General features: G+C 62.9%; 16 protein-coding genes. 5 read left to right on the top strand and 11 right to left on the bottom strand.

The window, feature by feature from the left end; genetic code table 11:
* Position 1: 1 nt before the first annotated feature.
* The 3 genes from RA302_RS13090 to RA302_RS13080 form a co-directional block, all read right to left on the bottom strand.
* Positions 2-640, bottom strand: a complete 639-nt coding sequence (locus RA302_RS13090) for a TetR/AcrR family transcriptional regulator (protein WP_019748192.1) — start codon at positions 638-640, stop codon at positions 2-4.
* A 73-nt stretch (positions 641-713) separates the two neighbouring features.
* Complete coding sequence (locus tag RA302_RS13085; protein ID WP_019748191.1) at positions 714-1,427, bottom strand: PIG-L deacetylase family protein; 714 nt, start codon at positions 1,425-1,427, stop codon at positions 714-716.
* A gap of 17 nt (positions 1,428-1,444) precedes the next feature.
* A complete protein-coding gene (locus RA302_RS13080) occupies positions 1,445-1,621 on the bottom strand; it encodes a hypothetical protein (RefSeq protein WP_003942133.1) in 177 nt (58 codons plus the stop codon).
* Positions 1,622-1,858: 237 nt separating this feature from the next.
* On the opposite strand from RA302_RS13080, the gene RA302_RS13075 reads away from it, so the two are divergent.
* Genes RA302_RS13075 through RA302_RS13065 form a run of 3 tightly spaced genes read left to right on the top strand, consistent with a single transcriptional unit; the run spans position 1,859 to position 3,744 of the window.
* Positions 1,859-2,455 (top strand): biotin transporter BioY, encoded by a 597-nt coding sequence (locus RA302_RS13075; RefSeq protein WP_019748189.1) that lies wholly within the window; start codon positions 1,859-1,861, stop codon positions 2,453-2,455.
* Positions 2,456-2,461: 6 nt separating this feature from the next.
* Positions 2,462-3,142 (top strand): ABC transporter ATP-binding protein, encoded by a 681-nt coding sequence (locus RA302_RS13070; protein ID WP_021333596.1) that lies wholly within the window; start codon positions 2,462-2,464, stop codon positions 3,140-3,142.
* A complete protein-coding gene (locus RA302_RS13065) occupies positions 3,139-3,744 on the top strand; it encodes an energy-coupling factor transporter transmembrane component T (RefSeq protein ID WP_019748187.1) in 606 nt (201 codons plus the stop codon). The genes RA302_RS13070 and RA302_RS13065 overlap by 4 nt, the downstream gene beginning before the upstream one ends.
* 39 nt (positions 3,745-3,783) lie before the next feature.
* Here RA302_RS13065 and RA302_RS13060 read toward each other — a convergent pair whose 3' ends face one another.
* The 5 genes from RA302_RS13060 to pgsA form a co-directional block, all read right to left on the bottom strand.
* Entirely contained in the window at positions 3,784-4,629 is an 846-nt protein-coding gene (locus RA302_RS13060; protein WP_020907518.1) for a hypothetical protein, read from the bottom strand.
* Between the two features lie 31 nt (positions 4,630-4,660).
* A complete protein-coding gene (gene pspA, locus RA302_RS13055) occupies positions 4,661-5,473 on the bottom strand; it encodes a phage shock protein PspA (RefSeq protein WP_003942098.1) in 813 nt (270 codons plus the stop codon).
* Positions 5,474-5,629: 156 nt separating this feature from the next.
* On the bottom strand, positions 5,630-6,010 hold the full coding sequence (locus RA302_RS13050) for a helix-turn-helix transcriptional regulator (protein ID WP_003942191.1): 381 nt from the start codon (positions 6,008-6,010) through the stop codon (positions 5,630-5,632).
* A gap of 90 nt (positions 6,011-6,100) precedes the next feature.
* Positions 6,101-6,598: a CinA family protein gene (locus tag RA302_RS13045; RefSeq protein ID WP_019748185.1), complete on the bottom strand. Its 498-nt coding sequence runs from the start codon at positions 6,596-6,598 to the stop codon at positions 6,101-6,103.
* Positions 6,595-7,236, bottom strand: coding sequence for a CDP-diacylglycerol--glycerol-3-phosphate 3-phosphatidyltransferase (pgsA, locus tag RA302_RS13040; RefSeq protein WP_019748184.1), 642 nt, complete (start codon positions 7,234-7,236; stop codon positions 6,595-6,597). Before pgsA ends, RA302_RS13045 begins: the two co-directional genes overlap by 4 nt.
* Before the next feature lie 120 nt (positions 7,237-7,356).
* On the opposite strand from pgsA, the gene RA302_RS13035 reads away from it, so the two are divergent.
* Together RA302_RS13035 and RA302_RS13030 are read left to right on the top strand one after the other, a co-directional pair.
* Positions 7,357-7,881, top strand: coding sequence for an amino-acid N-acetyltransferase (locus RA302_RS13035; RefSeq protein ID WP_019748183.1), 525 nt, complete (start codon positions 7,357-7,359; stop codon positions 7,879-7,881).
* A gap of 59 nt (positions 7,882-7,940) precedes the next feature.
* Entirely contained in the window at positions 7,941-8,225 is a 285-nt protein-coding gene (locus RA302_RS13030; protein ID WP_019748182.1) for a YciI family protein, read from the top strand.
* A 10-nt stretch (positions 8,226-8,235) separates the two neighbouring features.
* Here RA302_RS13030 and RA302_RS13025 read toward each other — a convergent pair whose 3' ends face one another.
* From RA302_RS13025 to RA302_RS13015, 3 genes are all read right to left on the bottom strand, one after another.
* Positions 8,236-9,216, bottom strand: coding sequence for a TerC family protein (locus RA302_RS13025; RefSeq protein WP_019748181.1), 981 nt, complete (start codon positions 9,214-9,216; stop codon positions 8,236-8,238).
* A gap of 45 nt (positions 9,217-9,261) precedes the next feature.
* Positions 9,262-12,033, bottom strand: a complete 2,772-nt coding sequence (locus RA302_RS13020) for a DNA translocase FtsK (protein ID WP_019748180.1) — start codon at positions 12,031-12,033, stop codon at positions 9,262-9,264.
* A 124-nt stretch (positions 12,034-12,157) separates the two neighbouring features.
* The gene (locus RA302_RS13015; RefSeq protein WP_003942175.1) at positions 12,158-12,781 is read right to left on the bottom strand and encodes a TIGR03085 family metal-binding protein; all 624 of its coding nucleotides are present in this window, start codon (positions 12,779-12,781) and stop codon (positions 12,158-12,160) included.
* Between the last annotated feature and the right edge of the window lie 19 nt (positions 12,782-12,800).

The following is a 12,800-nucleotide window of genomic DNA, read 5'->3' as shown; positions in this document are numbered from 1 at the left end:
GCTATTCTCCCGAATTCTTTGCAGGTGCCAGATACGCAGCGACCGCATGTCTGAGTTGCTCGACCGACGCGTCGGCGGAAAGTTCCGGCTCGAGAGTCGGTGCGGAGATGACGACGGACTGAGCCATCAGTAGAACCATCGCCGCAATCTCGTTGACGCTTCCCTCGCGAATCGAACCGTCTTGTTGACCGGCAGCGACGACGGAAGTGATCAGTTCGAGAATCGACTTCTGGCTCGCGCCGAGTCGGTCCACGATGTAGGTGGTGAGCAACTCTTGATCAGCGTGCCGAATCTTCACGAAGAGCGGATGGTCGCGAATCTGGCCGACGACGTCCCCGATCGCTTCCACGAGCAATGTGGCCGCAGACCCGGTGAAGGTCACCTCGGGCAGCACCGATCGAATCTCCCGGGTGAGCAGATCCGCGACGACGGCTCGCGTGTCCGGCCATCGCCGGTAGACGGTCGGCCGGCTCACGCCGGCGCGACGCGAGATCTCCGCCAGTGTGGTTCGCTGCATTCCGAAATCGAGGACACACGACCTTGCTGCGTCGAGAATCACGTCGTCGATCTCGCGGCTGGGGATGCGCTGACCGTCTGCCTTGCGAGGGACAATTGGGCCATCTGCGTTACGGATTACCATCGTATGTAACACAATACCGGACAAGTCACCGGTAATCCCGTCGGGACTTGCGAGTTCTCTCGCTCAGAGATCATCAGAAATAGTACAACTCGAAACCAACTGCGCGCTCGGCGTCGAATCCAGGCTTCGGTCCGCTGACCATGTCGATCTGTGCGCGCGCCTGTTCCCGGATCGGCGTGGAACTCAACGCCGCCAGATATCGCGCATGTTCCGCGAGCGAATCCACGGCGCGATCGACCGTCGACGTCACGTCGACGCAGTGTGTAGGAGTCATCGTGTTGACCGCAACCCACCGAACGCCGGACCACGGCGCCAGTCCCTGCGCCGTCAATGACGGAAAGATCCATTCGTTCGCCGCATCAGCGGTCGCGTCCAGGACGCTGATCCCGAGCGCTCGGTGATCCGCGCTGTTGAGGTAGCCAGGTCCCCAGGTATGGGAGAAGTTCATCGTCACCACTAATTCCGGGCGGTGACGACGAATTGCTGCGGCGAGAGTCGAGCGCAACTCCAAGCCTTCCACGAGACGACCGTCGGGCAGGCCGAGGAACTCCACCTCACTGACACCGACGATCGCGGCCGAGCGACGCTCTTCTTCCTCGCGGACCGGGCCGGACTCCTCGGGCGACAGACCGGCGATTCCGGCCTCGCCGCGCGTGGCCAGGACATATCGCACGTCTTTGCCGCGATCGGTCCACTGCGCCACTGCTGCGGCTGCGCCGTATTCGATGTCATCGGGATGCGCCACGATGACAATCGCGCGCTGCCAGTCCTCGGGGAAGTTTTCCATAGGGCAGATCTTGCCCGTCAGAACCGCGAAGCGGGCGAATTGTCGTCACTTCCCGACATCGCCTTCACCAGGAAATAGATTCCGAAGCCGACGGCGCCGACAACCAAAACCCAGAAAAGCCCCTTGATCAGGGCACCGACCACCGCGAGTGCGACCCACACCAGGACGACGGCCAAAACGATCTTCCAAAACATGCTTACCTCCAACGTGCCGTTGAATAATCAGTCGAATCGGACAGGTGCTGCTTCATCCGTAGAACCAGCCTGACAGGTCTGGCGTGACAAAGCAGCAGCTCAGCGGCAAGTTCAGGTAAAGATCAGGGTTCACCCCGAGACCGGCCCTCACGCAGGTCAGGTGTCCAACCCATCGGAGCTTGCTCCTGGCGTAAACTCGCGAAGTTCGATCCCGTATGCCGAAGGAGCACGTCCGCAGTGTCTACGACCCGTTTCCCCGCTCGCGATCTCGCGCATGTAGCCGTCTTCGCCGCACTCATCATCGCGCTGGGCCTCCCCGGGTCGATCAACATCGGCATTTCCGGCGTGCCGATCACACTTCAGTCCATGGGCGTCATGATGGCCGGCGCTCTACTCGGACCGCGCAAGGGTGTTCTCGCCGTCCTGACGGTCATTGCCCTGGGATTGGTCGGTCTACCGGTCCTTGCCGGCGGTCGCACCGCACTCGTGTCTCTCTCCAGCCCGACAGCCGGATTCCTCATCGGTTGGATCCCGACGGCGTTTGTCATCGGATGGCTGACTGCCAAGATGCTGCCCAAGTACCGGATCATCGCGGGCATCGGCATCAACCTTCTCGGCGGCGTGGTCATTCTCTACGCGTTCGGCATCGTCGGAATGATGGTCCGCGGACACATGAGCTTCGTTGCCGCATGGTCGGCCAACGCCGCCTTCATTCCTCTCGACGCCGCAAAAGCGGTCGTCACCGCGTTGGTCGCGTCCCAGGTTCATCGGGCATACCCAGCACTGCTGCGCGACTCGGTGATCTCGTCGAACAAGACCGTGGTGGCGAATTAATCTCCGATGAGTGAGATCGTCTTCGAGAACGTCGGACACAGCTTCGGTGAACGAACGGTCCTGCAGCAGATAAATCTGCGACTGAGCGAGCAGCGAATCGGAATCGTGGGTGCGAACGGAAGCGGCAAGTCGACCCTCGCTCGCATGATCAACGGACTGGTCGTTCCAACGGAAGGACACGTCCACGTCAACGGCTTGGACACGGCGAAGAAGGGCCGCGACGTACGCAAGCAGGTCGGATTCGTCTTCACCGATCCCAACCACCAGATCGTGATGCCGACGGTTGCCGAGGACATCGAATTCTCGCTCCGCCGTAGCGGATTGGGCAAAGCCGAGCGCGCCGCAAAGGTGGCCTCGGTGCTCGAACGCTACGGCCTCGCCGGGCACGCCGACCATCCCACCCACCAGCTTTCGGGCGGGCAGAAACAGCTCCTCGCGCTCGCGGCCATCATGGTGACGGAACCGAACGTACTCGTCGCCGACGAACCCACCACGCTCCTCGACCTTCGCAACTCTCGGCTGATCAGCTCGGTATTCGCGTCACTCGATCAGCAACTGATCGTCGTGACCCACCAACTCGATCTCCTCGAATCCTTCGAACGGGTGTTGGTCGTCGACCAAGGCCGCGTCGTCGCTGACGGCTCCCCCGCCGACTCCATCGATCACTACCGGTCGTTGGTCTCGTGACCACTCTCGGCGTCTACCGACCGGGCTGCTCACTCCTGCACCGGATGCCGACGGGAATCAAGCTCTTCGCCTTGGTCGTGGCCATTCTCGCCGTCTCGATCTTCGTGCGTGAGCCGTGGCAACTGGCAGCTCCCACGATCGTAGTTGTGGCCCTGTACGCGATTGCGCGCATTCCTCCGATGACTGCAATCCGGCAGCTGCGTCCGGCGCTGTGGATGTTGCTCTTCATCGGGGCGTTCCAGCTGGTAGTCGCGGGATGGCAGCGAGCGGCCGTCGTTTGCGGGGTTCTGATCATTTCGATCGCCTTCGCGGCGATCATGGGTCTGACCACACGGATCTCCGAGATGCTCGACGCGATCACCAGATTTCTGACACCCTTGCGACGCTTCGGCGTCAATCCCGAACGGATCGCCTTGCTCCTCGCAATGACGATCCGGTGTATCCCGCTGATGTTCGAGGTCATCACACAGGTGTCCGAGGCACGCAAGGCGCGAGGGCTCGGATTCTCGCTGCGATCCTTCGCAGTGCCGGTCATCGTCGGCACCCTGATGACCGCGGACGCAATGGGCGAAGCATTGGCGGCCCGCGGCGCCGACGACTGAGATGTCGAACAGGGAGCATTGATCAGGCGCGAGAGCCGATCAGTTGTACTTGCGGGTGATGTCGTCCACCTCGCCGATGGCGTCGGCAAGCGCCGAGAGCCGCTCGGCGGCCGCGTGCAGCGCCGAAAGCTCTCGGTTGAATCCCACGAGCGCCGACGGGCTGTGAGGCGCTGTCAGAGCAGCTGCCGAAGTCACCAGATCCTCGTACTGATCCAACCCCGACTGCAACTCACGGACTGCGCCGTCGATGGTGGGATCAAGAGGTTCGGTTACCTTCGGCGTCGCGGCCACAGCGCGTTCCATCGCGACGACATCCGAAGACACCGCGAACATCGCTCTCAGTGCCGAATCGGCGGTAACAGTGATTTCGTCCAACTCACCGGGGTCGATGGTGTCGGCGCGTCTGAGCACACTCAAGATCTCGAACAGCGAAGTCTCGGCGCCGATGAGGCGCGACATCGGGATGAACGCGCGAGACGACGACGGTGGCAGCCGCCGGCGAATCGGCGCTGACGGCGGCGGGCCGGAACTCATCGAACGGTAGCGGCCGACCGCGATCACGGCGGGAACCGCGAACAGTGCCGCTCCCCCGCCTGCCACGACCACCGACCACTCTGGAGCCGACGCGACAGCGAGGCCGGCCGTGCCGACCACGGATCCGCCGGACATGAAACCCCAACGCTGAGCGCGTCGGCGCGCACGGGCACGCTTGCGCTCGAACTTGGCCCGCGGGTCCTGCCACCGCCGAGCGGCATCCGCCGCCGAAAGCCCGACCTCGCGCAATGTATCCGCGGTGCGTCCCAAGGCTCCGAAAGCGCCGGATACGGAAACGGGAACGGCCGACCGGGGCTCACGCCCAGATCGACCGTCTCGTGAAGAAAACATCAGAGCATCACTGCCGACATCGAGGATTCGGCTACTGCCCGGTCTGACCGGCAGCCGGGGGCTGCTTTTCGACGGACGGAGTCGCGGGAGTGGCTGCTGCGCCGCCGGACGGCAGCGCCTCGCCCTTCATGGATGCACGAATCTGCTCGAGACGACTGTGCCCTGCCATCTGGACCGAGGCCTGCTGGACCTCCATCATGCGGCCCTGAACGGAGTTCTGGGCGAGCTCGGCAGAGCCGAGTGCGTCAGCGTAGCGACGTTCGATCTTGTCGCGCACAGCATCGAGGCTGGGTGTGTTGCCCGGAGCCGACAGCGTGCTGTCCATGGAACGAAGGGACTCGCTCACGCGCTCCTGCATCTTGGCCTGCTCGAGCTGGCTGAGCAGCTTGGTGCGCTCGGCAACCTTTGCCTGCAGTGTCATCGCGTTCTGCTCGACGGCCTTCTTGGCCTGAGCGGCTGCCTGCAAGGACTGGTCGTGCAGTGCTTTCAGATCCTCGACGCCCTGCTCGGCCGTCACCAACTGGGCCGCAAAAGCTTCTGCAGCGTTGGTGTACTGAATCGCCTTGTCGTTGTCGCCGGCAGCAGCGGCCTGATCGGCGAGGTTGACTGCCTGGCGCGCGTTGGCGTTGAGCTTTTCGACCTCGTCGAGTTGACGGCTGAGCTTCATCTCGAGTTGACGCTGATTACCGATCACCGACGCAGCCTGCTGGGACAACGCCTGATGCTGGCGCTGTGCGTCCTCGATCGCCTGCTGAATCTGAACCTTTGGATCTGCCTTCTCATCGATCTTCGAATTGAAGAGCGCCATCAGGTACTTCCAGCCCTTGACGAAAGGATTAGCCATTGGTTTGATCCTGCCTCCATCTGATGCGCCGCGCCGAACGCGACCCGGAGCGCGACCGTCGCGCACCGAAACAAGGGCTGCGCCCTATCTGCTCTGACCCCACCTGCTGGAAACCGGCGGTTACGTACAAAATCTATCGGTTACGGCCGGTAGTGGCTACGCCGCCGCCAACCTTCGAGCGTTCGGTGCCGGAATCACGACGCGGGTATCGCGTGCGATAGTCGGCGAACCGGAAGCCGAGACAGAGCCGGAAGCCGACACGGCAGGTTCGGCAACCTGCCGACCAGCTACCGGAGCGCTCTTCTTCGTGGCCAGGGTCTCGCTCACGTCGACCAGCACGTCGGACAGTGGGACTGCGAGCGCATCACAGATCGCCGCCAACAATTCGCTCGATGCTTCCTTACGTCCACGTTCCACTTCGGACAGATAGCCCAAGCTCACACGCGCGCTGTTCGAGACCTCACGTAGCGTGCGGCTCTGCGAAACGCGCGTACGCCGGAGACTGTCACCGATTGCCTCACGCAATAGCAGCGCCATCTCGCTCCTCCTTCATCCGTGACCTCATCGTGCATGGTCGTACGTCTTCACAATCGTCAACGTCCGAACACATCCGATTGGTTCCCGAGCCTATCGTGCCGCACGCTCTACGACACGATCACGCAACCGCGACACGGCAGTCGCGACCGCGGTTGTCCGAATCTCCCACCGTTCGCCGCCGAGCGCGAGCGGTTCGCATTCGGTTCCGTCAGGGCCGGCGATACCGAGAAACACTGTTCCGACCGGGTGTCCGTCCTGCTCACTCGGACCGGCGACTCCGGTCAGACCGATACCCCAGTCCGCACCGCACTTCGTCCGGGCGCCGAGCGCCAATGCCACCGCCGTGCTCTCGGACACGGGGCCGTCCGTTGCCAGGCGGCCTGGATCCACACCAGCCAGTGTTGCTTTCAGGTCGGTCGCGTACACGACCAGACCCCCACGCAGCACCGCGCTCGACCCCGGCACCGACGCGACTGCAGCCGTGAACAGCCCTGCTGTCAGAGATTCGGCGGCGGCGACAGTCTGCTTCGCGGCGCCGAGGGCCTCGACAAGTTCGACCACTCCGAGTCCGAGCAGCGGGTCGGTCATGACTCGACTGCGCGAACTCCGGCGCGAAGCCTGATCGCCTGCACGATGTATTCGATTCCCGTCGCCACCGTCAGCACGACGGCAGCGGCCATCAGCAGCCCGCTGACGATGTCCCAACTGCTCGGCAGCGGGCAGAGGTAGAACCCGATCGCAACGGCCTGCACGAGGGTCTTGAGCTTGCCGCCCTTGCCCGCCGGGATGACCGCGTGCCGCAGAACCGCGAACCGCAGCAGCGTGATTCCGAGTTCCCTGGCGATGATCACTCCGGTCACCCACCACGACAGATCACCGAGAACCGAGAGCCCGATCAGCGCGGCTCCGATCAGCGCCTTGTCCGCGATCGGGTCCATGAGTTTCCCGAAATCGGTGACCAGACCGTACTTCCGAGCCAATTGGCCGTCGATCCGATCCGTGATCGCGGCGACGATGAACACGCCCATCGCCCCGAGACGCCACCACGTCGAGTGTCCGCCGTCGACGAACAGAACAACGAGAAACACCGGAACAAGAACCATTCGGATCATCGTGAGAATGTTCGCGATGTTCAGCAACGGAACCGGGTTGTCCGCGACAGGTGTGCCGTCGGACGGGCCGACGGCGGCGCGATGGGCGTCGGTCTGATCGCGCGGGGTACTCATCGGATCACCGCACAGGCGGTGAGCCGAACCCGGGATACAGCCGAGCGGCGCGGGAATTGCGTGGGGCGGACAGGCACGCGACTTAGAATATCGGTAGGGCCATTGACTAATGTGCACCACATGACTTCGACCGCGCCGACCTATACCGAGAGCCAGTTGATCGTGCGTCGCGCGCGAACGTCGGACATCCCCGAAATCAAGCGTCTGATCGACATCTACGCCGGCAAGATCCTCCTCGAGAAGAATCTCGTGACGCTGTACGAGGCAGTCCAGGAGTTCTGGGTCGCCGAGCGGGGTGACCAGGTAATCGCCTGCGGCGCACTGCATGTGCTGTGGGCGGACCTGGGTGAGATCCGCACCGTAGCAGTCGATCCGACTGCGAAAGGGCAGGGCGCAGGTTTCCACGTCGTCGACAAACTCATCGAGGTCGCCAAGGAATTGGAGTTGGAACGGTTGTTCGTTTTGACGTTCGAGACCGAGTTCTTCCACCGTCACGGATTCGCGGAGATCGACGGCACTCCCGTCACCGCCGAGGTATATGCGGAAATGTGTCGGTCCTACGACGCCGGCGTCGCCGAGTTCCTCGATCTGAGCTATGTGAAACCCAACACACTCGGCAATACTCGCATGCTCCTGACTCTCTGAACCGTTCAGACTCTTCAAACACACCTGTCTCGATCACCAGCCTCCGAAAGCGGTTCACGATGTCGTTGTTCCTCGTCGAATACACCTACGCACCCGAGAAGACCCCTCAGCGCGACGAAGTCCGCAGCGATCACCGCGCCTGGCTCGCGGATCTGGTTTCCCGCTCGATCGTTCTGTCATCTGGCCCGTTTGCAGATGGAAACGGCGCGCTGATCATCGTCGACGCCGCTGACGCCGACACCGTTTCACTCCTCTTCACCCACGACCCGTTCGCGATCGCCGATTTGATCGAGAAGGTCCGGATCACCGAGTGGGTTCCGGTGTTGGGTCAGTTCAGCGCCTGAGAGCGTCGGCCTACTCCCCGGCCCGGTCGCGAGTCTTCAACAGGCTCGCGACCGTCGTCACCGCCAATACTCCGATGATCACTCCGAGTGAGAGTGCCGTGGAGATTTCCGGCACGGAGACGTGTTCACCTCCGTTGACGAACGAGAGGGTGTTCTCGTGCAACGCGTGAAGTACCAGTTTCACACCGATGAACGCCAAGATTATCGAGAGCCCGTACGAGAGATAGACCAGCCGTTCGAGCAACCCGCCGATCAGGAAGTACAGCTGCCGTAGGCCCATCAGTGCGAAGGCGTTGGCGGTGAACACCAGATACGGTTCCTGAGTCAGACCGTAGATCGCCGGAATCGAATCGAGCGCGAAGAGCACGTCGGCAAAGCCGATTGCGATGAGCGCCAACAACAACGGAGTCACGACGCGCTTGCCGTCGATCCGGGTGATCAGTTTGTCGCCGTCGTATTCCTCGGTAGTCGGCAGCACCCGTTTCACGAGCGAGATGATGCGACTGTCGCGCTTCTCCTCGGCTTCCTTCTCATGCCCGTGATCGCGGATCAGGGTGTACGCGGTGTAGATCAGGAACGCACCGAAGAGGTAGAACACCCAGCTGTATGCGTTGATGGCGGCGGCACCGACACCGATGAAGATTCCGCGCATCACCAACGCGAGGACGATGCCGATCAGCAATACCTTCTGCTGGAACTCTCGTGGTACCGCGAAGGTCGACATGATGATCACGAAGACGAACAGATTGTCGACCGAGAGCGCCTTTTCCGTGACATAGCCGGCGAAGTACTCACCGCCGTACGTGGTGCCCCAGATCCACATCACGACGAGGCCGAAGACGATGGCGATCGAGATGTAGACCGTCGACCAGAACGCGGACTCCCGGAAGGTCGGCGCATGCGGAGTGCGGACGTGGGCGAAGAAGTCGAAGACGAACAGGCCGAGGATCACCACGATCGTGATTCCCCAAGCCAACGGCGTCACATGCACGGGTTCCTCCGGTCGTCTGTCGACGGCTTGTCCGCCGAGGTGTCCCTACTCGTCTGCGGGTGCCTCATCCGGGTCGCCGCCGCGAATCGACCACAGCAGACCGTCGAGTTCCTCAGGCTTCATGAGTACCTCGCGGGCCTTCGAGCCCTCGCTGGGTCCGACGACGCCACGATTTTCCATGAGGTCCATCAGTCGGCCGGCCTTGGCGAACCCGACTCGCAGCTTGCGCTGAAGCATCGACGTCGAACCGAACTGGCTGGTGATCACCAATTCCACGGCCTGCAAGAGGACATCCATGTCGTCGCCGATGTCGGGGTCGACGTCTTTCTTCTCCCCGGCCTTCTGCGCGGTGACACCTTCGGTGTACTCGGGCTCCGCCTGGTTCTTCGCGAAGTCGACGACCGCCGAGATTTCTTCGTCGGTGATGAACGCGCCCTGCATACGGGTCGGCTTACCCGCACCCATGGGCAGGAAGAGGCCGTCACCCATACCGATGAGCTTCTCGGCGCCTGGCTGATCGAGGATGACTCGCGAGTCCGTCAGTGAAGACGTCGCGAACGCCAGACGAGACGGCACGTTGGTCTTGATCAGGCCGGTGACGACGTCGACGGAGGGGCGCTGCGTTGCCAGCACCAGGTGGATACCGGCAGCACGGGCTTTCTGCGTGATGCGGACGATCGCTTCTTCGACGTCGCGGGGAGCGGTCATCATGAGGTCGGCCAGCTCGTCCACAATTGCCAGGATGTACGGGTACGGACGGTAGACGCGCTCGCTGCCCAGCGGGGCGGTGATTTCGCCGGACTTGACCTTGGAGTTGAAGTCGTCGATATGACGCACCCGGTTGGCCTGCATGTCCTGGTAACGCTGTTCCATCTCCTCGACCAACCAGGCCAGCGCTGCCGCGGCCTTCTTCGGCTGAGTGATGATCGGCGTGATCAGGTGCGGGATACCTTCGTACGGCGTGAGCTCGACCATCTTCGGGTCGATGAGGATCATCCGTACTTCTTCCGGCGTTGCTCGGGTGAGCAACGAGACGAGCATCGAGTTCACGAAGCTCGACTTACCCGAGCCGGTCGAACCTGCCACCAGAAGGTGGGGCATCTTCGCGAGGTTGGCACTGACGAAGTCACCTTCGATGTCCTTGCCCAGACCGATCACCAGTGGATGGTGATCGCGTCGGGTGCTCGGCGCGTTCAGCACGTCGGCGAGGCGAACCATTTCGCGGTCGGAGTTCGGTACCTCGATGCCCACCGCGGACTTACCCGGAATGGGGGCCAGGAGACGGACGTTGTCGGTAGCCACTGCATAGGCGATGTTGCGGGCGAGCGCGGTGATCTTCTCGACCTTCACGCCTGGGCCGAGTTCGACCTCGTACCGCGTCACTGTCGGGCCCCGCGTGAATCCGGTAACGGCGGCGTCGATCTTGAACTGTTCGAGGACCTCGCTGATCGCTTCGATCATCGCGTCGTTCGCAGAACTGCGGAGCTTGGGCGGGTCCCCTTCGATCAGCAACGTCGTCGGAGGGAGGTTGTAGTCGCCGTCGGTGACCCGATCGGTGACGAAGTGTTCCTTCTCCTCCGGCTCCGGTTCGGGTTTCGGCACAGGCTTGGCGATAGGGACGGAACGGGCCGGCACCTTGGGGCGCGGCGCCGGAGTCTCCACGACGGGCGCGGCAGCAGCCACGACGGGCTCGTCGGGTACTGCGGTGTCGTCGGCGTTCCACAGACCGAGTACTTCGGTCTTCTTGTCGCCGGATTCGAACTCGTCCGTCGGGTAGTTGTCGATCGGTGCGCGTCGGCTGGTCCGCTTGGCGGGCTTGAGCGGTGGCTCGGCGTAGGTGTCGACCGGGTAGCCGTCGGCGTCGAACAGTGAAGGATCGTAAGCAGATTCGCCGTAGTGGTGCTCGCCATCCTCGTCGAATTCGGATCCGTAGTCGCCGTATTCGTCCGAGCGATACGAGGCACCGAAGAAGGACTGGAACTTGCTCGGCACCTCACGCAGCGTGGTTCCGGTCAGAAGGAGGATTCCGAATCCGGCGGCGATGACCAGCAGCGGCGCAGACAGCCAGACGGTGAGCCCGTTGGTGAGCGGGCCCCCCACGACGTACCCGACGAACCCTGCTCCGTTGGAGCGACCGGTGGAGTCTGTCGGTGAACCCGAGATGATGTGCCAGAGGCCGAGCGCCGGCAGACCGACCAGCAACGATCCCATGATCAGTCGGGGGCGGATCTCAGGTTTCGGTTCTGTGCGCATCAACAGGATCGCGAGGCCGACGCCGACGATGGGGAGCACGGCCGAGGCCGCGCCGAAGATAGCGCGCACAAGGGTGTCGATGCCGCCGCCGATCGGACCACCGGCCTTGAACCAGACGCCGCCGGCGATGACGACGCTGAATGCGATCAGGCCGAGCGCTATTCCGTCGCGGCGGTGGCCGGCTTCGATCTCGCCGACCTTACTGACGGTGCGTGTGGTGGCGCCGACGCCGCGGGCAGCCAGGGACCACCCGGCTCCGATTCCCTTGCCGACAGCCGCCAACGGGCTGGCCCGCTGAGACGTTTTCGATACCGGGCGGCGCGCGGCCGACGACGTACCGGAGGCCTTCTTGGGCGCTGGCTTGGAGCCTTTGCCCGAGGCCGGGCGCCCACCAGCCCTGGCCGAAGTCGTGACGTTCCGAGGAGTCGACACGGTCCGTGTGGTGCGCGAGGTGCGAGGTTTTGCGGTCGTGCGCGCACTCGGAGTGGAGGCTGACGACCTGGTCGATGCCCTGGACGTGGACGTGCTTGTACTGGATCCCCGGGCGCTCGACTTACCTGCCATGGAGTTCAGGCTAGTCTGTGCGACCCCATCTGGACCATCCGCAACACCAGCAACACTGGTCGCGAGTGCGAAACGTGATCTTCGCAACCCGTCGTTCGAGCGCCACTCAGGTAGAAAAAGGCAATCAGAAACTGCGATCGAGCGCCATCACGGATTGGACGTCGGCCAGTTCACCTTTGGCTTCGATCTTCACTTCGTTGCGACCGAATGCGTGCAGCAGCAACTCGGCGGGTTCGCCCTGCAAGACAACACTGCGAGAGCCGGATTTATGGACGACCGCACTCTCGCCGGAGGGAAGTTCGAAAATTACCTCGACAGCAGCCTTGCGGTAGCCCATCTTGCCGATCTGGCGTGCGTACTTCCACAGCTGAGCCTGCCGACCCTCCGACAACGGACGCGGCGCCCAGTTCAGATGTGCGCGGCGTACATCTTCGTGGTGAACGAACATCTCGGTGGTGTTGACCTGCGCGTCGAGCCAGTACATCGGCGACCATCGCGGCGGCCCGCTCCGAACGTCGTCGAGGATCTCCTCCCACGGACGCGCCGCTGCGGCCTTTCGAACGCTCTCGGTGTGACCGGCAAGAGGGCTCAACATGATTCCGGGAGCGGCGTCGAGACGCCGCTCCCGGACAATCAGATGTGCTGCCAGGTCACGATTGGTCCACTCCCCACACAGTGTCGGAGCATCGGGGCCGAACTCGACCATGCTGTCCACCAGGGCGAGTCGTTCGTCATGAGCGAAGGTCACCTTCGCCAAAGTACTCGAA

It is taken from the genome of Rhodococcus sp. DN22 (assembly GCF_036669995.1).
Lineage (GTDB): Bacteria > Actinomycetota > Actinomycetes > Mycobacteriales > Mycobacteriaceae > Rhodococcus_F > Rhodococcus_F erythropolis.
The sequence above is the reverse complement of the archived record's forward strand: the minus strand, read 5'-3'. Positions and strand labels throughout refer to the sequence as shown.

What these genes read in the sequence shown, in the direction of transcription:
- RA302_RS13090 (WP_019748192.1), bottom strand. Translation starts at nt 640, where the DNA reads ATGGTAATCCGTAACGCAGATGGCCCAATTGTCCCTCGCAAGGCAGAC.
- RA302_RS13085 (WP_019748191.1), bottom strand. Translation starts at nt 1,427, where the DNA reads ATGGAAAACTTCCCCGAGGACTGGCAGCGCGCGATTGTCATCGTGGCG.
- RA302_RS13080 (WP_003942133.1), bottom strand. Translation starts at nt 1,621, where the DNA reads ATGTTTTGGAAGATCGTTTTGGCCGTCGTCCTGGTGTGGGTCGCACTC.
- RA302_RS13070 (WP_021333596.1), top strand. Translation starts at nt 2,462, where the DNA reads ATGAGTGAGATCGTCTTCGAGAACGTCGGACACAGCTTCGGTGAACGA.
- RA302_RS13060 (WP_020907518.1), bottom strand. Translation starts at nt 4,629, where the DNA reads ATGTTTTCTTCACGAGACGGTCGATCTGGGCGTGAGCCCCGGTCGGCC.
- pspA (WP_003942098.1), bottom strand. Translation starts at nt 5,473, where the DNA reads ATGGCTAATCCTTTCGTCAAGGGCTGGAAGTACCTGATGGCGCTCTTC.
- RA302_RS13050 (WP_003942191.1), bottom strand. Translation starts at nt 6,010, where the DNA reads ATGGCGCTGCTATTGCGTGAGGCAATCGGTGACAGTCTCCGGCGTACG.
- RA302_RS13045 (WP_019748185.1), bottom strand. Translation starts at nt 6,598, where the DNA reads ATGACCGACCCGCTGCTCGGACTCGGAGTGGTCGAACTTGTCGAGGCC.
- pgsA (WP_019748184.1), bottom strand. Translation starts at nt 7,236, where the DNA reads ATGAGTACCCCGCGCGATCAGACCGACGCCCATCGCGCCGCCGTCGGC.
- RA302_RS13035 (WP_019748183.1), top strand. Translation starts at nt 7,357, where the DNA reads ATGACTTCGACCGCGCCGACCTATACCGAGAGCCAGTTGATCGTGCGT.
- RA302_RS13030 (WP_019748182.1), top strand. Translation starts at nt 7,941, where the DNA reads ATGTCGTTGTTCCTCGTCGAATACACCTACGCACCCGAGAAGACCCCT.
- RA302_RS13020 (WP_019748180.1), bottom strand. Translation starts at nt 12,033, where the DNA reads ATGGCAGGTAAGTCGAGCGCCCGGGGATCCAGTACAAGCACGTCCACG.